At 37.0% G+C, this 20,258-nt stretch carries 22 protein-coding genes; 14 read left to right on the top strand and 8 right to left on the bottom strand.

Annotated features, from left to right (window positions below; genetic code table 11):
- Positions 1 to 62 precede the first annotated feature (62 nt).
- Positions 63 to 1,652 carry a long-chain-fatty-acid--CoA ligase gene (locus H0184_RS25045; RefSeq protein ID WP_221829855.1) on the top strand — a complete coding sequence of 530 codons (1,590 nt, stop codon included), beginning with the start codon at positions 63 to 65 and terminating at the stop codon, positions 1,650 to 1,652.
- 272 nt (positions 1,653 to 1,924) lie between these two features.
- On the opposite strand, the gene H0184_RS25040 is transcribed toward H0184_RS25045, so the two are convergent.
- From H0184_RS25040 to H0184_RS25020, 5 genes are all read right to left on the bottom strand, one after another.
- Positions 1,925 to 3,151 carry a hypothetical protein gene (locus tag H0184_RS25040; RefSeq protein ID WP_221829853.1) on the bottom strand — a complete coding sequence of 409 codons (1,227 nt, stop codon included), beginning with the start codon at positions 3,149 to 3,151 and terminating at the stop codon, positions 1,925 to 1,927.
- A gap of 12 nt (positions 3,152 to 3,163) precedes the next feature.
- Complete coding sequence (locus H0184_RS25035; RefSeq protein ID WP_221829851.1) at positions 3,164 to 3,997, bottom strand: hypothetical protein; 834 nt, start codon at positions 3,995 to 3,997, stop codon at positions 3,164 to 3,166.
- Complete coding sequence (locus H0184_RS25030) at positions 3,994 to 4,683, bottom strand: ATP-binding cassette domain-containing protein (protein ID WP_221829840.1); 690 nt, start codon at positions 4,681 to 4,683, stop codon at positions 3,994 to 3,996. The genes H0184_RS25035 and H0184_RS25030 overlap by 4 nt, the downstream gene beginning before the upstream one ends.
- A 2-nt stretch (positions 4,684 to 4,685) precedes the next feature.
- Complete coding sequence (locus H0184_RS25025) at positions 4,686 to 5,066, bottom strand: GntR family transcriptional regulator (RefSeq protein ID WP_221829837.1); 381 nt, start codon at positions 5,064 to 5,066, stop codon at positions 4,686 to 4,688.
- A 342-nt stretch (positions 5,067 to 5,408) separates the two neighbouring features.
- A complete protein-coding gene (locus tag H0184_RS25020) occupies positions 5,409 to 5,762 on the bottom strand; it encodes a DUF1516 family protein (RefSeq protein WP_221829835.1) in 354 nt (117 codons plus the stop codon).
- 306 nt (positions 5,763 to 6,068) lie between these two features.
- Here H0184_RS25020 and H0184_RS25015 point away from each other — a divergent pair, with 306 nt between their 5' ends.
- The 11 genes from H0184_RS25015 to H0184_RS24970 all read left to right on the top strand — a co-directional run bounded on the left by H0184_RS25015 (position 6,069) and on the right by H0184_RS24970 (position 16,134).
- Entirely contained in the window at positions 6,069 to 6,551 is a 483-nt protein-coding gene (locus H0184_RS25015) for a peptide ABC transporter substrate-binding protein (protein WP_221829832.1), read from the top strand.
- 22 nt (positions 6,552 to 6,573) lie between these two features.
- Positions 6,574 to 6,705, top strand: coding sequence for a hypothetical protein (locus H0184_RS27880; RefSeq protein WP_260631786.1), 132 nt, complete (start codon positions 6,574 to 6,576; stop codon positions 6,703 to 6,705).
- A gap of 17 nt (positions 6,706 to 6,722) precedes the next feature.
- Positions 6,723 to 7,226, top strand: coding sequence for a GNAT family N-acetyltransferase (locus tag H0184_RS25010; RefSeq protein WP_221829829.1), 504 nt, complete (start codon positions 6,723 to 6,725; stop codon positions 7,224 to 7,226).
- 286 nt (positions 7,227 to 7,512) lie between these two features.
- Positions 7,513 to 9,321 (top strand): LysM peptidoglycan-binding domain-containing protein, encoded by a 1,809-nt coding sequence (locus H0184_RS25005; protein WP_221829828.1) that lies wholly within the window; start codon positions 7,513 to 7,515, stop codon positions 9,319 to 9,321.
- Positions 9,322 to 9,565: 244 nt separating this feature from the next.
- On the top strand, positions 9,566 to 10,531 hold the full coding sequence (locus H0184_RS25000; RefSeq protein WP_260631785.1) for an NAD-dependent epimerase/dehydratase family protein: 966 nt from the start codon (positions 9,566 to 9,568) through the stop codon (positions 10,529 to 10,531).
- Between the two features lie 8 nt (positions 10,532 to 10,539).
- Complete coding sequence (locus H0184_RS24995; RefSeq protein WP_221829811.1) at positions 10,540 to 11,616, top strand: NAD-dependent epimerase/dehydratase family protein; 1,077 nt, start codon at positions 10,540 to 10,542, stop codon at positions 11,614 to 11,616.
- Complete coding sequence (locus tag H0184_RS24990; RefSeq protein WP_221829797.1) at positions 11,613 to 12,968, top strand: UDP-glucose dehydrogenase family protein; 1,356 nt, start codon at positions 11,613 to 11,615, stop codon at positions 12,966 to 12,968. The genes H0184_RS24995 and H0184_RS24990 overlap by 4 nt, the downstream gene beginning before the upstream one ends.
- A gap of 28 nt (positions 12,969 to 12,996) precedes the next feature.
- On the top strand, positions 12,997 to 13,401 hold the full coding sequence (locus H0184_RS24985; protein ID WP_221829794.1) for a polysaccharide biosynthesis C-terminal domain-containing protein: 405 nt from the start codon (positions 12,997 to 12,999) through the stop codon (positions 13,399 to 13,401).
- A 278-nt stretch (positions 13,402 to 13,679) separates the two neighbouring features.
- The gene (rfbF, locus tag H0184_RS24980; RefSeq protein ID WP_221829791.1) at positions 13,680 to 14,456 is read left to right on the top strand and encodes a glucose-1-phosphate cytidylyltransferase; all 777 of its coding nucleotides are present in this window, start codon (positions 13,680 to 13,682) and stop codon (positions 14,454 to 14,456) included.
- A gap of 16 nt (positions 14,457 to 14,472) precedes the next feature.
- Complete coding sequence (locus H0184_RS24975; RefSeq protein ID WP_221829789.1) at positions 14,473 to 15,255, top strand: hypothetical protein; 783 nt, start codon at positions 14,473 to 14,475, stop codon at positions 15,253 to 15,255.
- Between the two features lie 108 nt (positions 15,256 to 15,363).
- Positions 15,364 to 16,134, top strand: a complete 771-nt coding sequence (locus H0184_RS24970) for an NADPH-dependent oxidoreductase (RefSeq protein WP_221829787.1) — start codon at positions 15,364 to 15,366, stop codon at positions 16,132 to 16,134.
- Between the two features lie 50 nt (positions 16,135 to 16,184).
- Here H0184_RS24970 and H0184_RS24965 read toward each other — a convergent pair whose 3' ends face one another.
- A complete protein-coding gene (locus tag H0184_RS24965; protein ID WP_221830164.1) occupies positions 16,185 to 16,886 on the bottom strand; it encodes an AIM24 family protein in 702 nt (233 codons plus the stop codon).
- 181 nt (positions 16,887 to 17,067) lie between these two features.
- Positions 17,068 to 17,298 carry a hypothetical protein gene (locus tag H0184_RS24960; protein WP_221830162.1) on the bottom strand — a complete coding sequence of 77 codons (231 nt, stop codon included), beginning with the start codon at positions 17,296 to 17,298 and terminating at the stop codon, positions 17,068 to 17,070.
- A 186-nt stretch (positions 17,299 to 17,484) separates the two neighbouring features.
- Between H0184_RS24960 and H0184_RS24955 the strand changes: the two genes are divergently transcribed.
- Both H0184_RS24955 and H0184_RS24950 read left to right on the top strand, forming a co-directional pair.
- Positions 17,485 to 18,237 carry a hypothetical protein gene (locus tag H0184_RS24955; RefSeq protein ID WP_221829784.1) on the top strand — a complete coding sequence of 251 codons (753 nt, stop codon included), beginning with the start codon at positions 17,485 to 17,487 and terminating at the stop codon, positions 18,235 to 18,237.
- A 165-nt stretch (positions 18,238 to 18,402) separates the two neighbouring features.
- Positions 18,403 to 19,353, top strand: coding sequence for a ribose-phosphate diphosphokinase (locus H0184_RS24950; protein ID WP_396953623.1), 951 nt, complete (start codon positions 18,403 to 18,405; stop codon positions 19,351 to 19,353).
- 59 nt (positions 19,354 to 19,412) lie between these two features.
- Here the strand turns inward: H0184_RS24950 and H0184_RS24945 are convergent, their stop codons facing one another.
- Entirely contained in the window at positions 19,413 to 20,240 is an 828-nt protein-coding gene (locus H0184_RS24945; RefSeq protein WP_221829778.1) for a formate/nitrite transporter family protein, read from the bottom strand.
- Positions 20,241 to 20,258: the final 18 nt, after the last annotated feature.

Here is a 20,258-nt window from a genome sequence, read left to right as displayed (position 1 = left end):
AAGGAACATTACTTTTTATTGGTGTGCTTTTGGAAAACACTTTCAAATAGGGGGAAATGAAAATGTACGTACCAATGCTATTGCCTCAATTTTTGGACAGGGCTGTAAAATTGTATGGGAAGAAAACGGGGATAATGGATGATGAAAAGGTCTATACATACTCTGAAGTGAATGGGAGAGTTAACCAGCTTTCACGAGGATTGCGTGAAACTGGAATTGGAAAAGGAGATCGAGTAGCCTATCTTGCACCAAATACCTCTGAAATGTTTGAAGGATTTTATGGAGTTCTGCAATTGGGGGCTGTTATGGTTCCACTTAACACCCGCTTAATACCTGAAGATTATCTCTACATCTTAAATCATAGCGAAACGAAGGTTCTGTTTGTTGACGAAGATCTATTGCATCTTATTGAACCCGTTCGTGAAAAATTTACTTTTGTAGAGAAAATTATCGTACATGGCTTAGAAACAAGCAGTGAAGAAATAACTGCCTATGAGGAATGGCTGGGGCGTTATAGTAAAAACCCAGTAGAACGTCCTGAAATGGATGAAAATGACCTTGCGACACTTCTATATACTAGTGGAACAACAGGGAAACCAAAAGGTGTTATGTTAACGCATAGAAGTAATTATTTGCATGCATTAACAACTATGCATCATTTACGGGTATCAGATACTGATGTTTTACTTCATATTCTACCAATGTTTCATGTAAACGGCTGGGGATCACCGTTTTACTATACTGCAAACGGTTCCACTCAAGTCTGTCTAAGAAAAGTGAATCCAGAGGAAATATTCAAGAAAATTGAAAATCATGGCGTTACAGTCATGCATATGGCTCCAACCGTACTTAATAGTTTATTGCAATATGCAGAAAAAAATGAGATCCGCCCACAACCTCAGGATATTCGCATTGTTATTGCAGGTTCAGCTCCGCCGCCAGCTTTTGTAAAACGTGTAGAAGAAAAATTAAAATGGGAATTCATCCAGGTTTATGGCATGACTGAGGCATCACCACTCATTACAACTTCTATCATCCGTGAAACACAGAAACACCTTTCAAATAAAGAAAAGTATCGGATAAAGGCAAAAGCAGGTTATGAATTTATCGGTAGTGATGTAAGAGTTGTTAATGAGTCTGGAGATGAAGTTAAGCAAAATGGCAAGGAATTAGGTGAAGTGATTGTTCGAGGTAATGGAGTAATGGAAGGATATTGGAATAATCAAGAGGGCACGGATGAGGTAATTCGTGATGGTTGGTACCATACTGGCGATATGGCGATTGTAGATGAAGAGGGGAATATTGAAATTGCTGATCGAAAAAAAGATATCATTATTAGTGGAGGAGAAAATATTTCTTCTATTGAAGTGGAAGGTGTTCTCTATGATCATCCCGAAGTTTTAGAGGTTGCTGTTATTTCGGTTCCGCATGAAAAATGGGGTGAAACTCCACATGCAATCGTTGTGTTGCGTGAAGGCGCAGCTGTTACTGAGGAGGAACTAATTGAATATTCTCGAACCCGTCTTGCACATTTTAAGGCTCCTACAAAGGTTGCATTTGTAGATGAACTGCCAAAAACCGCTTCAGGTAAAATACAAAAGGTACATTTACGGAAAGACTATTGGAAAGGGAAAGAAAAATTTGTGAACTAGGGAACTAAGCTGTTATTAAGATAGGCTATCTCTGACTTCGTAGGGTGGATGTTCTGGGGTTCAGAAATATTAAATAACATCCTGAAAAAACGATTTAATAAAAATGAAGGTAGAAATATAATTTGATAGATTTGATAATATCGGATTTTTTTTACAGGGATTAAATATATAAAGGGCACCACATAATGGAGGAATATCATTTTGTGGTGCCTGACCTTTGAGGGATCCTATTTTTCACACTTTGTAAGGAAAAACCTCTCTTAGCTCATCATCTAATTCACGTACATTTCATTAATATATAACTCAAAATTTGCCTTTTCTTTGGGTGAACCTTCTAAAGCTAATTGACCTTTAAATAGTGTTTCACCTGAACGGGCATCCGCCACGATTACATCGGCCTTTATTTTAGGAGTCATTTGTGAAGAAGCAACATAAAGTTTCCCGTCTTTTACGGTTGTCATTTGACCATATACAATATCCTTTTCACCGAATAGTTGGAGATTAAATGCTGATTCAATCTGATTGTCTGCTAAACTATAAGGAGTTACCACAAGCTTCTGTCCAACTCCATCTAATGTCATGAAATAAATGGTAGAACCATCAAAGAAGCTAAGTTGATTCTCGTCCAATCGTAAGTCTGGTACAGTAATTCTTTCTTTTTTCTTTGTTGCTAAATTGTAGGAAAGGATTTCCTGATTGATTACTTCTTCTCTTATGGATTCCGCATCTTTAATTACTTTTCTTTCCGTTTTCACAATGATAAGATGTTCATTTGCTTTTTTGGGGCTTGTTCTAATTAATTGTACGTCGAAACTTTTATCATCCTGTCCATGGGGAACCTTAATAATAGCTTCATGGTTGATTATTTTCTGATTAGCCATATCAATGGTATAGATATGTTTCTCATCAAAAAAGTCATCATTGTTTTCCCTGATGTTTTGAGTGATAAGGTTTAACTCACCCTCAATCATCTGGATATCTTCCACATATACATCCTCTAACTCTCCACTATCTGGAACTTCCACCGTGAAGGACTCTGTATGACCATCAACTTTGCTTAATACTGATATATCAAACTTAAAATCACGTAATCTTAACGAACCCATATTAAAATCTATATCAGCATAAGCGAGTATTTGATTGTCCTCAAAAAACGAGCTAACCTGTGAGGTTTTACCGCGCATGAAGGTCCGATATTCTTCCTGTAATTCCTTAATCATAGTCGGAGGCTGCCCGATTACCTGATTTAGAAATGAACGATTCGTGAACGTAGATCCGTCCGAGGCGATTTTTAAGTTCGTATTCACATAATTCATAGCAGTAGTATCGGTATAAGCACCCTCCAACACTAATGGCTTAATCTCATTTGCATCACCACTTAATGTTTTAATCACAAACTCTGGGTATTGTTTCGCTGACTTAGCAGAATTAACTTGGTAAGTTCCAATGCTAAGCACAATAACCACGATGGTTGCGGCGAATTTCCAGTACTTTTTCATATTAAACACTCCTTATACGGTGATCTTTTTCCTTAATAAGAATCCACTCATCCAAATTGTTGCTCCGAGAACAATCAATCCCATTACGATTTCAAGCACCAGCAATTCACTTGGATAGAAATAACCATTTAGAACAAACTCTTGTAAAAGTAATGGCGAAATCAATATAACTACAGCTAAAGCGCTATAAATTAGGCCAGCAAAAATTCCTTTCCACCTAAAACTTCTTTCCATTAAGATCCCTGTAAACAGAATGGATACAACCAACAATCCTGCTCCATAAAATAAGATAAGTTCAACGACGCTACCAGGAATGATGATAGATAATTCAAGAATACTGGTCACAATTTCTACCACAGACAAATCCGCTCTAAATTCATTTGGCACCATACTGTTCATAACCAGAATCTCGATAGGTAGAAAAATGAGTTGAAATGAGACTAAACCAATTGTCATAATCATGATAGTGGTAATCTTCGCATAGAAAATATTCAATCTTGTTGTTGGGAGCATTAATAACCGGTAGATAAAGGTATTCTTTCCAACCCAATCACGATACCAAATAAGAAAGATGTAGAGAGCAACACCAGCCAAACACAATGCAATTGGACCAACAAACCATAGGCTTCTAACAACCTGTAAAAAGCTCATTTGACCATAGGTTTCAAGGAACTGTACCTTATTTATCCTCTCATCATAAATTTGCTCATTAGCCATGTTTAAATAATTTTTTGATACGACAATAACTCCTATAATCTGGGTAACAAATGTGATACCTAGTAAGACTACAAATAGTTTTGCTATACGGTTAAATTCGAAGTTTAAGAGCTTTATGTATTTTTTCATCTCTGATACACCTCTCTCATCACATCAATGACAGATTTCCCCTCAGTTTCACGTACTTCTTCGGCATTAAATTCCTTTGTGACCATTCCATCATCTAGTAGAACAACTTTATCTATTAAATGTTCAATATCTCCAATTTCATGTGTCGTAAGGATTACGCCCCGATTCTCAATCAAATGACTTGTAAATACATTTGCAATTTCCTCTCGACTGAACATGTCAATTCCTGAGAAAGGCTCATCCATTAAAACATAATCTACATCCAGTGCCAAACCCAGTAGCAGATTAACCTTTGCTGTATTTCCTTTTGATAAGGAGGAAATTTTGTCACTTGGATTTAATCTAAAAAAGCCTAATAATTCGGTTGCGCGTCTTTGATTCCAACCAGTATAAAAGTCATTCATAAACTCCATTGCCTCTGCTATTGTCATGTGTGGAAGCATCGTAATAGCGTCGGGGATAAAAGTGATTTTTTCGAAAGTATGCTTATCTATCGGTTCTCCGCCTATTAAAATCTGCCCGCTATTAATAGGGGTAAGTGCCATAATTGCATTTAAAATCGTTGTCTTCCCAACACCATTTATTCCAATTAAACAAGTGATTTCACCTTTGTTTGCTGTGAAAGATACTCCTTTTAAGATTTTCTTGCTTCCGTAATTCTTTTCAACTGCTTTTACTTCTATCATGTTTAAGCCTCCTTATCGTCGTTAGCACTGTACTTTACCCTAACCAAGTCAAGCAGCTCCTCGACAGGTACATTAATAGAACGAACAGATGTCACAAACATATCAACTGCCTCATCAAGCAGCTCATTTCTCACTTTACCTAAAACCTTTATATCAGTAGTGATTTTACTTGGATGGTTCTTCTCCGTATAAATCAAACCCTGTTCCTCCATTTCCTTATACGCTCGCTGCGCGGTATTTGGATTTACTTTTAACTTGTTTGCCAATTCGCGCCTCGATGGGATTTCCTCTCCAGGGGCCAATTCACCGACTGCGATTTTTTCTTTGAAATAACGAATAATCTGAAGATAGACCGGATCACGATTATTAAAATTTACATTCATCGTAACAACTCCTATACAACCTATTAGGTAACACCATCTGAGTGTGTGTATTAAATGGTTCATACACTATGTGTGTATTATATGGTTAATACATTATGGTTGTCAATCCAAATTTGGATAATTTTTCTACTTATTTGGGGTCTGGAATACAAGGGATATTTATTTGAACGGTCACAGGAGCAGTTACGGATTTATTTGGGAAATACGATTCGAATGGCTGAACTGTAATGCCAAATTACACACGAAGTTATTTAGGATATGTTTGAACAGGGGAATATTTTCTAAAATAGTGAAAAAGTAAAAAAGAGTGTTTCAACGGTATGATACCGTGAAACACTCTTTTCATTTGATAAGGTCAAAACCCTGTGGGAGATTGAATCCGAGTACAAAGAGGATAACCAAGACGATAGAAAATGCAATCCAGAAGATGTCTGTTCGTTTACCTTTTTGTTTGCGGACGATAACCATTTCAAAAAACCCAATCATAACAATACCTAGAATTGATTTGAAATAATAAGAGACTGGAATGGAATACGCAGCAAAGAAGAGAACACCACCGGTTATAATGATAAGAATATAGGTAGCTCGCAGCACCATATGCCATACTTTAATATTTTTACCTTTGCTTTGGAGAACCACAATGATGATTAATAAAATTAGTGATAATACCAGTGATGTTAAGTGTGCATGTGTCATTTGAATTTACTCCTTTTTTGATGATCTAATCTTTTCTATAAACCTATTTTAATAGGAAGATATAAAAGGATTCTAAAGTAAACATTAAATTTTCCTTAAATAAACGATAATTTGACATGGTTCTGCCAAATTAAAGTCATTGTGAAGGGGATTTTATCAATTTGTAGAATATTATTAATATTTAGGAAATCAAGGGTTTACTGAATGAATTCAAAATTCCACTCCATAAACAAAGCTAACGTATTTAAGCAGGGAATATAAGAAAGATGTCTATGAAAATATGGATATTAACTAACAGGGGGTAGTATGAGGAAAATAGGTTGCTTATTATTGTTTGTTGTATTTTTAGGAGCTTGTTCGAATGAAAATAATCCAAAAGAACATTTAGGAGAAATAACCGCTATCGCATTAGAATCGCTAATGGAAAAAGATAAGGCATTAAGCAGCGATGTTAATTACATCGCTTTAGATTTTAATAATATTGAAAGATATACCGACCTGGAAGTAAAAGAAATTCAAGGCTTTCTTGAGGAAAGATATAAAGTAGAAGTAATAAAAGCTTCATTGGAAGAATTAAAGAAAAAAGGATTATATAATCTTGAGGAAATGGGGTTAGAGGATGGGGTCCTACTAAAAATTGAAAAAATAAATTTTAAATGGTTTAACACGGTGCACTTTGAAACTTCAAAGTTTCGCTCTGCCAAAGGAGCCATTGGGGTAGAAACTACGATACAATTTAAAGAAGGAAAATGGAAAATGAAAGAGTCTACAGAGACTTGGATAAGTTAGTTGCCTTTCGGTGGTGAACTCGTTGAAAAAGGATCATGAAGAGAAAAGCAAAATTGATACGGATGATGGTTGGAACCGAACATTTTATGGAAGTCCAACGATAGGTGGGATACTCGTTGTTGGGGCGATAATTCTATACATAATTTTAAAATAAAGGATTGGGTTATTTAAATGTTACTCAGAGAAGTCAATAGTAGGGATGCTGAAGGATTAGTAAGATTAATTAAGCAGGTTGAGAGCGAGTCCCAGTATATGCTATTTGAAGCAGGGGAAAGAAATTTGGAGACGGAACACCAGGCTAAGAGAATTGAAGCTATGAAAAAAGAGGGGAATTCTACTATTTTTGTAGCAGAAGAAAATGCTGATTTAATCGGATACCTAATTGTAATAGGCGGATATGCAAAAAGAAACAAACATTCCGTCTATCTTGTTATTGGGATCCTCAGTCAATATAGAGGACTGGGGATAGGAACTAAACTATTTGAAGAATTAGAGAAGTGGGCAATGGTGCACCAAATTCACCGTTTGGAATTAAGTGTTGTCGCTCATAATGAAGCAGGAATACGTCTATATAGAAAAATGGGATTTGAAATCGAAGGAACAAAACGACATTCATTAGTGATTAACGGAGAATATGTTGATGAGTATTATATGTCCAAACTATTAGGGTCTTAGTTGAAGGGTTCTTCATGAATAGGAAATTTTTTGCAAGAGCGTTTGTCCAAGAAGGATTAACGCTTTTTTGTTGAGAAAAGGTATCCCTGCCATGTTATTTTTCATGCAATTGTTATTCAATAAACGAAACTCTATATGTGTTATTGAATAGCATATAGGCATGAGGATGAATGCCTATTCTTTATTTGTACAGTCAGGGATTCATTGAGGGAATACAGGAGGTTTGGTAATACCAGATTGTAAGATTTTTTATCAAAACAAAAACGAACAGATAGGAGGTTTGTTTATGCAACTATTTTATACCGTACGCCAAGGTGATACACTTTATCAGATTGCTAGACGCTGGGGACTTCCAACGGAGTCGTTGATTGCAGCAAATAATCTTGCATCACCCAATACAATCTTTGTTGGGCAACAGCTTTCCGTACCACCTGGCGTAGATGTCATTCGCGTGAATCCAGGAGATACTGTTTATAAAATTGCTCGAAATTTTGGGATTCCACCATCCGTCATCATACAGGCGAATCAACTTCAGCACCCCTATATCATTCAGGTTGGACAGCTGCTAAAGGTCCCACCTGGTGTCCCATATTATGTGGTTCAAACAGGTGATACACTATTCCAGATAGCCAGTCGCTTTAATGTGAAAATAGGAGGGCATATTCATTACGAGCTAATTATGGAGGTAAATAACCTTTCCTCTACCAACATTTTTCCAGGACAGAAGCTGATTATTCCGTACGCTCCCCCTGGTGGCAACGGATTGATTGCTTATACATCGAACAGAACGGGGAGTTATGATATATGGCTCTATAATCCTAATAATGGTGTGAACCAGCAAATAACCACCGGTCTTGGTGAATCCTATTCGACACCGTTCTGGTCACCGGATAACACCAAAATCGCTTTTGTTGGAAAAAATGGAATCCTAAACGTTGTGAACTTAGCTGAAAATAATGTTGCTCAGATTGATCAGTTTTCAGATGGGCTGGGTGTTTTTATAGATTGGTCTCCAAGTAGCCAAGAACTTGTTTATTCTAAACAAAACGGGATGGTTCTTTACAATGTGTCTGCCCATCGAGCTCAATTGATTAATCAGCCAGCTGCAACGGATGCACAATGGTTTCCGAGCGGTGAAGAAATCCTTTTTCAAGCGGGTGATGCAGCGGGTATTAGCCAGCTTTACCGGATAAAAACGGATGGAACGGATAAAGTACAAATCACCCGAAATACAGGCGGAAGGCTTAACAATGTTCGTCTATCACCTGATGGAACATTTGCATTATATACAACCCCGGGTGCTAGCATTTCCATTATTTATACCGTAAATCTTTCAAATGGAAATGTATATGAAATAGAGGGCGGACCATTAGCGAAAAATTTCTTTCCAGCCTGGTCACCCAATTCTGCTGCCATCGCCTATAGTGCAACCGCTTTTGAAAACAATTTCTCATTGATAAGAACAACGGGAAAACAAGGGATGAACGACCAAACCAAAGCCATTTCAAATTGCTTTGCCACACCAGTGACTTGGTCGCCTGACAGCAAGAAGATTGCTTATCTTTCAGGCTGTAACGCACAAGGTGGATCGAGCGAAATCTGGCTGCTTGATGTAACCCATCCTGTTCCCATTCGATTAGTAGATGGTGGAACGATTACCTCATTGCAATGGTCACCGTTACCAATCTCATCACACAACAGAACCTATACCAACACTTTATATAAAGTACAATTCCAATACCCATCGCATTGGCAGCGAGTTAACGAAGAAAGATACGAAGGGGATGATGGCTTTTTCCAGATTTCAGCTATTCTCTCTGACCAATCCATAGATGTCGTTTGCAAGAATGAAGCATTCCACCAACTAAATCCTTACGGCACCCAGCCGCGCATCCAACACACACAAATTCATTCCCAGCCAGCCTGCTTCATTTATCCTTCCCAAGACCAGCCGATAGAAATGAGAAACCAAGCAGCATTAATTGTTCGGTATCCGACGCCGGTTTTAATAGAAGGAACAAAATATAATTACTTTATTCTGTGGGCAGACCAGAACCACATTAATGAAATTAGTGCATCACTTATTTTCTTGTGAACTGTACACGTTACCTCATAAACATGTACCTATTTTCTGTAGATTGGTAAATTAGTAATGTCATATATATTTCTACTGCATAAACATATAATGCCTGTCTAGTGGATAAAGCTAAATCCAGAATAAGCACTGTAAGAGCAATAGAGCTTTTGTTATTCAGATACAGAACCTTCAAGTGGTTAGAGGTACGTAAGACAAAAATATATGCCTTGGACATAGAATATGCCTTGGTATGGAGGTTAAGATGGAAACAAATTTTAATAACCAAAGGGTTTTAATAACAGGGGCAAATGGTTTCATAGGATCCCATGTGGTTGAAAGATTGGTAAAAGAAAAGGCAGAAGTATCTGTTATTGTTAGGGAGTCCTCCGACTTATGGAGACTGGATGAATTTCAAAAGAATATAGACATTTATAAAACAGATCTAAGGAATTTGGATTTACTATCCAAAACCGTGATGCAAATAAAGCCAGACTATATCTTCCACTGTGGTGCATATGGCGTCGATGGAAGACAAAAGGACTTTTTTGAGGCTGCACAGGCCAATATTTTTGGAACCATGAATTTGATTCATTCACTGAAAAATATCGGATGTAAAAAGTTTATTAATGTAGGTACTTGTATGGAGTATGGCAATAAACAGAAGATTATTCAGGAGGACGCTTTATTAGAGCCAGACAGTATTTATGGAAGTACAAAAGCGTCAGCCACCATCATTGCCCACCAAATGGCAGTTAACTATGATATTGATTTAGTCACACTAAGACCATTTGGTGTTTTTGGTGAAAAAGAAGGCTCCCACAAGTTCTTTCCCTATATAATTTTATCCATGCTAGAGGACAAACAAGTGAATTTGACTCCTTGTGAACAATATCGGGATTATTGTTATATTGAAAATGTCGTTGACGGATTTGTTTTAGCATCTCAAAATAATGCCACGAAAAATGGAATCTATAATATTGCAAGTGGTGATATTCACAAACTGAAATATTTCGTAGATATGATTAATAATGAGATGCCCTCAAGCAAACTGCCAAACTATGGGGCACTGCCTTATAGAGAAAATGAAGTATGGAGACAACAACCGGATATATCAAAGATTCGGAATCATATAAAGTGGGAGCCAAAGATTAGTCTCCAAGAAGGGATTGCCAAAACAATAACTTGGTATAAGCAGAATAAACATAAATTTATAGGAACAACGAGGTGATCCGTGTTATGACACTGAGTAATGTTATTAAGGAAGATATTAAGTCCATTAGTAATGAATTGGGGAAGAAGTTAAAAAGTCTTGAGGCATCTACCCTCCTAATCAGTGGAGGGGGAGGGTTTCTTGGAGGATACTTCCTTGATTTAATTGATTATTGTAATAAAAATCTCTTTGAGGCACCATGTCATGTAATTTGTATTGAAAATTATATTTCTGCAGCCCCTCAAAGAATCCATCACCTTCAAAATAATCAATACTTTGAAATTATTAACCAAGATATTGTCCTTCCTTTGAAATTAGATAAGAAAGTCGATTTTATTATTCATGCAGCCAGTATCGCCTCCCCAACCTTTTATAGACAATACCCTATTGAAACGATTGAAACGAACGTATTGGGATTAAAGAATCTGTTAGATTTCGCCAAAAACCAAGGAGTGAAAAGTTTCCTGTTTTTTTCGACAAGTGAAATTTACGGTAATCCTGCTCCTGAATTCATTCCAACACCTGAGACCTATAATGGGAATGTTTCTTGTACCGGACCAAGAGCTTGTTATGATGAGTCTAAAAGACTTGGTGAAACACTTTGTGTAAATTACTATCAGCAATACGGGGTGCCTGTGAAAGTAGTAAGACCGTTTAACGTATTTGGACCGGGGCTAAGAATCGATGATAAACGGGTTATTCCAGACTTTTTTAATGACGCCTTACATCATAAGAAAATATCCTTGTTAAGCAATGGGAAACCAACAAGAAGCTTTTGTTATATAGCTGATGCGATTAAAGGGTTCATGTTAGCTCTTCTCTCCGAACATGACGGTGAAGCTTTTAACATTGGGAATGATGAAATAGAAATATCAATGTTAGATCTATCAAAACTAATTGGAAAATTGGTTGGCGGGGTCGAAATTGAGTATAAGCAAAGTGACGATGATAAGTATCTGATCGATAACCCTCAGCGGAGATGTCCGGATTTAAGCAAGGCAAAAAAACTGCTAGGATTTGTACCAACGGTGAATTTAGAGAACGGGCTTGTCAGACTAAAAGATTGGTATATAGAAGTTTACATGGGAGAAAATGAACAATGAAAATTTCAGTGATTGGAACAGGGTACGTAGGTCTTGTAACAGGAGTTTGTCTTGCTTCAAAAGGTCACCAAGTAATCTGTATTGATAAGCAATCTGAGATAGTAAATAAGATTAACAACAAGATGTCACCTATCTATGAGCCAGGGCTGGAAGACCTGTTATGTAAGGTTATTGAAAAAGGGAACTTAGCTGCGACAACGGATTTGAAAAGTGCAGTTATGAATACAGATATTTCGATTATCTCTGTGGGAACTCCTTTTGGAGATGGAAAGATTGATTTAAGTTATATTGAATCCGCTGCACAAGAGATTGGAAATGTATTAAATGAAAAAAAAGCATACCATGTTATATGTGTAAAAAGCACTGTCATTCCTACAACCACAGATTCTCTGGTTAAAACCATCTTAGAAAATACAAGTGGGAAAAAAGCAGGTGATTTCGGGCTGGCCATGAATCCTGAGTTTTTAAGAGAAGGAAAGGCCGTTGAAGATTTTATGTTCCCTGACAGAATTGTGATTGGGTCTTATGATCAAGAAAGCTTTGAAACGATGAAGAAAGTTTATCAGGATTTTTTTGATGCACCAATCATAAATGTAAATCTAAGAACCGCTGAAATGATTAAATATACGGCGAATGCACTTCTTGCAACGCTAATATCCTATTCCAACGAAGTCTCAGTAATTTGTGAAAAGGTTAGCTGTGTTGATGTGAAAGAAGTTTTAGAAGGAGTAACCTTAGATAAAAGGTTCAATCCAAGAGTGAATAATCAATTAATAAACCCAGGAATGATCAGTTATTTAAGAGCTGGTTGCGGCTTCGGGGGCAGTTGCTTCCCCAAAGATGTTCAAGCACTTTCTGCGTTTAGTAAAGAGATGGGTTATTCGCCATCTATGATTCAAGCCACGTTAGAAATAAACGAAGCTCAACCCTACAGGCTTATTGAAAGACTGCATAGTATTCTCGGTACCTTAGAAAATAAGAAAATAGTGGTTTTAGGACTCTCATTCAAACCAGAAACCGACGATATTCGGGAGTCGCCCAGCCTTGCAATCATTAAAGGACTCTTAGCAAAAAGGGCAAAGGTAATCGGTGTTGACCCAATAGCTATTGATAATACCAAAAAGCACATCCCCCAAAATGATTCCCTCACGTACTCTGTTGATTACAAAAATGCCCTTAAAGATGCCGAAGCTGCAATACTTGTTACTCCGTGGCCAGATTATATCAACATATCTCCTCAGGAATTCAAGGAATTAATGAAAGAACCAATTTTAGTTGATGGCCGAAGGGTGTTCGATAAGTCATCCTATGAAGCTGCGGGTGTTCAATATATCGGAGTTGGCCTTACTTAGAAATTACTATAAATAAAGGATTGATACTATGGAAAATTGGTTTGAGTTAATTCACATTAAACCTTATGAGGATATGCGCGGCAGTCTTAAGAAGTTGTTAATGATTAGTCAACTAAATGAAGATGAAAAAATCGAAGAGATTTATGTTCTATTATCTAATCAGGGAAGCGTCCGGGGAAATCATTATCATAAAGAAACACTAGAATATTTTTCAGTAATAAGTGGTAAGGCAAAAGTGGCATTAAAGAATTTGGAAACAGGGGCCTTTGAGGAAATGATCCTGTCAGCCAGCAATAATGTTATTCTCAAAGTTCCTCCTAATGTCGTGCATGCCTTTAAAAATGAAGAAGAGGAACCTTTTATTATGATTGCTATTTCTTCAAAAGAATACAATAAAGACGCGACTGATACATTCCCAATGACAATCATTTAAATGTTATAGATTGATAAAGTTAAGATACCCAAGTATAAAAAGTTGGGGGTTTCGTCCATTCCAATATAAAAGTTAAAACATAAAATGCTATTAAGTTCTAAAATGAGGATATATTATTGACACGTAAAAACGATAAAGCTTAGCTATGCTGGATAAGAGCTAATAAATGTCTCTAACTGGTGCTAAGCTTTTGAACATTAGAAAAGGAAACAGTAGTATCAAAAACACTTTGGAAGGGACAAGTCATCCAATAAAAGTGGTGCGAAGAGGGGATAAAAGTGAAGGTTGTCATTCTTGCTGGTGGTTTTGGAACTAGAATCAGTGAAGAATCTCATTTAAAACCAAAGCCGATGATTGAAATTGGAGAGGTTCCAATTCTTTGGCATATTATGAAAATCTATTCATCATATGGATTTAACGAATTCATCATTTGTTTGGGGTACAAGGGATACATGATTAAGGATTATTTTTTGAATTATTATTTGCATAAATCAGACGTTACCGTAGATTTGCAGCAAGGAACCAAAAAGATAAATACTGTGCACGGAACGGAACCCTGGAAAATTACTTTAGCCGAAACCGGCCTAGGAAGCATGACGGGTGAACGGATAAGAAAAATAAGAAGCTATGTAGGAAATGAACCCTTCATGTTAACATATGGAGATGGTCTGGCGGATGTAAATATTCAGGAACTAGTGGAGTTTCACAAGAGCCATGGCAAAATTGCTACAGTAACTGCAGCACAGCCTTCAGGGAGATTTGGAGCCTTGCAGCTTGCAAAAGACCAAAGTGTTGAAGCTTTTAAAGAGAAGGTAAAAGGAGATGGCGGTTGGATTAGCGGGGGATTTTTTATCCTTCAGCCAGAAGTATTTGATTTTATTCCAAATCACAACGCAGTTTTTGAAGAAGAGCCATTAGAAAGTTTAGCAAAAGCAGGTCAGTTAGTGGCTTACAAACACTCAGGTTTTTGGCAGCCAATGGATACCATGCGCGATAAGAAGTATTTGGAGGAGCTTTGGAAATCGGATAAAGCACCTTGGAAAATATGGAAATAGGGAATGTGATAAAAAAATGAAGAAAATTGTCTTTGCGATCCTTGTTCATGAAAAAAGGGATGTCATTCAAGACCAAATAGAGAATATTCGTTACTTTTGTCCAAACGCTTCTATTGTCTTTTTCCAAAGTGGGAATGACGATAATTTATGTAAGGGGCTTGGTTATCCGATTTGTCCAACTTCACATCCAATGAAATATGCCAGGACATATGGTTGGTTCTTTTTGAATATTATGGAATGGCTTGAAAAAACTGGCTATGAATATGACTACTTAATCAATATAGATTCCGATTCTCTTTTTGCAAAAAAGGGATATGAAGACTTTATTATCTCTGAGATGAAGGGATTTGATTATATGTCTCCGCTTTTCAGTATCGCAACAGATGCATGGACACCAGGGCATACAATGAAAAAGGTATGGAATTTATGGCAGCCAATATTTGATATGGATCATTTTTATAGATGTTTTGGTTCACAAGTATTTAGCCGGAAGTTCGTTAAGAAAATTCTATCCTTTCACAAATTAGAAGAGATGAAAAGAGTTATGAAACAAACAGAAGATGATATATTTGCTTTAGAAGAAATGTTATTTGCAACTTTAACAAAAACTCTAGGAGTAATAGCTAAACCTTATCCTGAGAATGTTGGCAAATGGATGCGTGACATACCAAGATATAGGAAGCTAGAACTTATTAGGGCTGTTAGAAAAAATGAGGATTGCTATTTGTTGCATCCTGTTCGAAGATCAATGAATGATCCTGCAAGGGCATTTATAAGAAATATGATTCAGTCCGAGTAATAATGTAGACATAAATAGTAAGTTTTAACCCAAAATTGAGTTGCTCTTCCTATAGAGCAGCTTTTTTGATAGGGTTAGAATATAAAAATGATAACAAGGATGATACATATGAAATCAAAGGAAAAAATAACGAACGTAGTGGTTGAAACGATGTTGTCACACCGATCTTTCAGGAAATATTTAGATCAACCAATTTCTAAAGATGATTTGGATACCATTATTCAATCTGCTCAAGCAGCTCCATCATGGGTCAATGGACAGCATGTTACGATCATTTCAATTAAAGATCCTGAGAAAAGGAAGAAAATGGCGGAGCTTGCAGGGAATCAAAAGTACATTATAGAGGCACCGGTTTTTCTAGTATTTTGTGCAGATTTCCACCGTATTCAGGTAGCTTGTGAGATGGAAGGTATCGAGTTTAAGGCAGCCGTGAATCCAGATTTATTATTAGTTGGTGCTGTCGATGTGGGTATTTCGTTATCCAGTGCTATTACAGCTGCAGAATCACTCGGGTTGGGTACAGTGCCAATTGGCGGAATCCGGAGAAGTCCACTTGAATTTATTGAGCTGTTGAAATTACCTGAATATGTCATTCCGGTTTCAGGATTATGTATTGGATATCCAAGTGAAACACCAGACATAACACCGCGATTACCAAAGGCAGCCATTTTACATGAAGACCAATACAAAGAGAACATCCAAGAAGAGATCAAAGAGTTTAATGAAATCCATAGCGATGCAACAAAAGGAAGGACAAGCGGGGGATCCACCTGGACTAAACGTATGGCTAATTTCTATAAAGATCCTTACTATGTAAATGACTCGTACAAAGACGTAGGAAAAATGCTGAAACAACAAGGTTTTCGAAAGGGATATTAACATTGTAAGCCTATGGAAAATAGCTTCCCATAGGCTTTTATTTTCTATTATTATGTAACATTTTGTTTTGCCTTAAAATAAACCTCTTCAAACGGCTGAATGACCACAAAGCCTTCACCTTCGAATTTCATTTGAATAGATTCCCCGCTTCCTCTACCAAAGAAAGTTTTTAAGGTAATATCCGTTTGGAATGTTGGCATGAGATTACCAGACCAAGCTACTGTTGCATTCGGATCCGTGATAACAGGATTACCAGGTGATACTCTTAATGTGATAGGTTCATAGTGGGCAGTAAAGGCAATCATTCCGGTACCCTCACATCGGACATTAAACAACCCGCCAGCAAGCATACCCGCCATTCTTTTCATTAATTTGATTTCCCATTTAATACTAGGTTCAAATGCTAGTAAATCATTTCCGTTAATATAAATGGAATCATTTTGTAAATTAAGGATGATAATCTTCTTCCCGCTATCAGCAAGGTATAGCTTTCCTCTCCCGTTTGCCTTCATCAGTGATGCACCTTCACCTGTCAAAGCCTTTTTAAACGCAGTCCCTAGTCCATGTTCCAATATTCCTTCGCGGACAAATTTTATTTCTCCATGATAGGCAACCATAGACCCAGCTTTAGCCCAAACTTGACCATCTAAGTTTACCTCCAACATACGAGGTGTTTCTAATTCAAAAAAACCTTCGCCTTTATCTTTCTGCTCGGTTTGCTTAATAAATTCGTCAATTGAGTATCTGCTCAATTTCCCCACATCCTTCCATTCTATTATTACGAGTAAGGAGTGATAATGTTTCAAACTTTTCATAAAAAGAACCCACTTCCTTAATCGGCTTTAGTGGGTTCTCTAAATAAAATGGGATAATAGTACAGCTAACTAATAGATTTATAGATTTAATTTCTAGTTTGCCTAAGAACGGTTCGTTTCATAGTTTCCTTTTTACTAATAGAGAGTGGGCATTTCCCACTTTTTCTTCTAAATAACGTAACGAGTAGTTTCCGGAAGGATCTGTTAAATCACCAACTGCACGGGAAAGATTATCGATTACCATTGTCAGGAGTTCTGGCGGCATTTGCACCTTTTTCAAATTTACTTCATCCATAATGTCATGGGCAAGCCTTTGAATTTTTCGTAAGCGTAAACCATCTGATGTCATCATTTCTCATGTCCTCCTTCAATATCATCCTGCCAAAAATATATGTTTCAGAAACGAAATCTTGACAGTAATTTAGCAATTCAGATAATTTAGTACCTAAATTTAAAATATCGATTGACATTGATAATCATTATCAATTATTATCAAACTAACTAGGTTGAAGGATTAAGCTGGAGGGGGTTTGTTATGAATCAAATACAATCCATGACGGATGAAAACTTAAGGGACTTTATCACCTGTCCGTATAAATTTTATTTTGAACTTATTGAAAAGAAAAAACGGTCGATAAACTGGAGACAAGTTGTTCAACATGTTGTGAATAAGGTTGTCTTTTCTTTTTATCAGCTACCAGCGGAGAGCCGTCATTCTGTATGTGTGCTAAAGTTGATTGATGAATATTGGGGTAAGGTTTCTCCTCAAATATTTGAATCTCGGATACAGTATTATACCGTCGTCGCCAAAATAACAGATTATTTGATGGAGAATATTCAAAGTGAATCTAGAAAATCTCCACCTTTGTTTTTATTTGAAAAACTAAATACATATATTGAGGAACTGAATGTTGATTTGAGTTTAACGTTTGATGTTGCAGAATGGTCTGATTCCTCTTTTGTGATAAAAAAGTACTTAGTCGACGGGACACCAGAAATGTTGGCGCTTTACTATCATTTGTCGATTGTTTTTTCCGAAAAGGTATTAAAAAGGACCCCGAAGAGAGTAGAGGTAGTAACGTTACTTGACGGGAAGAGGCATGTCTTTATCCCGACCTCTAAAGATTTAAAGGAAGGTCTGAAGTTTCTACAAACGATGAAGTACTCTATTGAGGATTCTTCCAACTACTTCAAAACAAAGAACGTTAACGAATGTAATATCTGTCCATTTCTCGAGGAATGTAATCAGACTATACATGAATTCTCCCCCAAAAAGTACTTGTCTTAGACGCCAAAATATAAAGTATTTAGTAAGATGTATCATTGATGAGATACATGGCTTTTGTTATATTTTTCAATTGGTGTTAAATAGTGTTCTGAAGACCAAATTTCATGTAAAATAGGAAAAGTGAGTTAGTGGAATCGTAAATAAACAATGCATGGGGGACATAAAGTGTCGTATCAATTGAAAAAAGGGTTTAAATTATTTGCTTTAAATTCAAATCAAAGCCTTGCAAAAGAGATGGCAACTCATTTAGGCTGTGAAATTGGAAAGAGCTCGGTCACACAATTTAGTGATGGGGAAATCCAGGTGAATATCGAAGAAAGTGTGCGGGGCTGTGATGTGTATGTGGTCCAATCCACTTCACATCCAAATAATGACCATATTATGGAGCTGCTGATTATGATTGACGCACTAAAAAGAGCTTCAGCTAAAATGATCAATGTTGTAATCCCATACTACAGCTACGCTCGTCAGGATCGAAAAGCAAGATCGCGTGAGCCTATTACTGCGAAATTAATTGCGAATCTTTTAGAAAAATCAGGTGCTACCAGGATACTGACGATGGACTTTCATTCGCCACAAGTTCAGGGCTTTTTTGATATTCCAGTGGATCATTTAATTGGAATTCCGACTCTATCTGAATATTTTGAGAAAAAGGGACTTGAGGATGTGGTTGTTGTTGCACCGCACAATGGTGCTGTAGGGAGAGCAAGGAAAATGGCCAAGCTGTTAGATGCCCCAATTGCGCTTATTGACCGACGACGTCCTGAACCTAATGCTTCCGATATATTTGAGATTATTGGGAATGTTGCAGGAAAAAATGCGATTATTGTTGATGACTTAATTAATACAGCAACAACACAGACTCTAGCAGCAAATGCTATAGTAGAGCATGGAGCAAAGGCCGTTTATGCATGCTGTACGCATGCTGTTCTCTCACAATCTGCTGTTCAAAAAATTGAATCTTCTGCGATTCAAGAATTGGTGATAACGAACACGATTGAGCAGACTGAAGAGAAGAGAATAAATAAAATTACGATGCTGTCTGTAGCACCATTACTAGCAGATGCTATTGACCGTATTCATAATGAAAGAGCAGTAAGTCCATTGTTTGAATAGCAGTGAAAATAGCCAGAAACCATCAGCATAATGGTCTCTGGCTATTCTTTTATGGATATTTATAATCCAATTTTTTTGTCAAACACTCCTGGCTTTTTTGCTCCTTCAATTACAGTGTATTCATTCTTTTTATAGGCAAACCAATACGCCATTCCGATAAAGAGTGCCCCGCCAACAGCATTTCCTAAGAAAACAGGGATAAAGTTACCAAGATAATCCATCCATGTGAGGTGGCCGGCAAAAATGGCTGCTGGTATAACAAACATATTTGCCACAACGTGTTGGAATCCAATTGCGACAAAGGCCATTGTTGGGAACCAAATCCCTGCGATTTTTCCTATCATATCTTCACTTCCATACGATAACCAAACGGCTGCAGCGACAAGCCAATTACAGCCAATCCCTGAGACAAATGCTTGAACAAATGTTGCGTCAACTTTATGTTCTGCAATATGAACTGTACTATCTAAGAAAACTCCAGTTTCCGTTAAACCCACAATATGTCCAAAAAAGTATGCTACGAATATAGCACCTATGAAATTGCTTACTGTGATAAGAAGCCAGTTGAACAAGACATGTTTTGTTTTAATTTTGTTGGCGAATCTTGCTAGTGGAACCACCATCATATTCCCAGTTAGAAGTTCTCCACCTGCAATTAATGTAAGTATTAGGCCAATAGGGAAGACAGAGGCACCTAAAAGAGAACTAAGTCCTGATAAACCTTCGGATAGCGGTGCCGTGACACGAATATATAACAGGAATCCTAATGAAATAAAAGCACCGGCCTGGAAACCTAATAGAAGGGTTGTTAGTAAGGGATAACTTGTCTTTTTGATTCCATTTTTAATTGAAATTTCTAAAATTTGGTCTGGTTTGAATAATGACATAACAGAATTGCCTTCTTT

Origin of the sequence: Neobacillus niacini, from assembly GCF_019749295.1 — a bacterium.
Taxonomy (GTDB): domain Bacteria; phylum Bacillota; class Bacilli; order Bacillales; family Cytobacillaceae; genus Neobacillus; species Neobacillus niacini_D.
The sequence above is the reverse complement of the archived record's forward strand: the minus strand, read 5'-3'. Positions and strand labels throughout refer to the sequence as shown.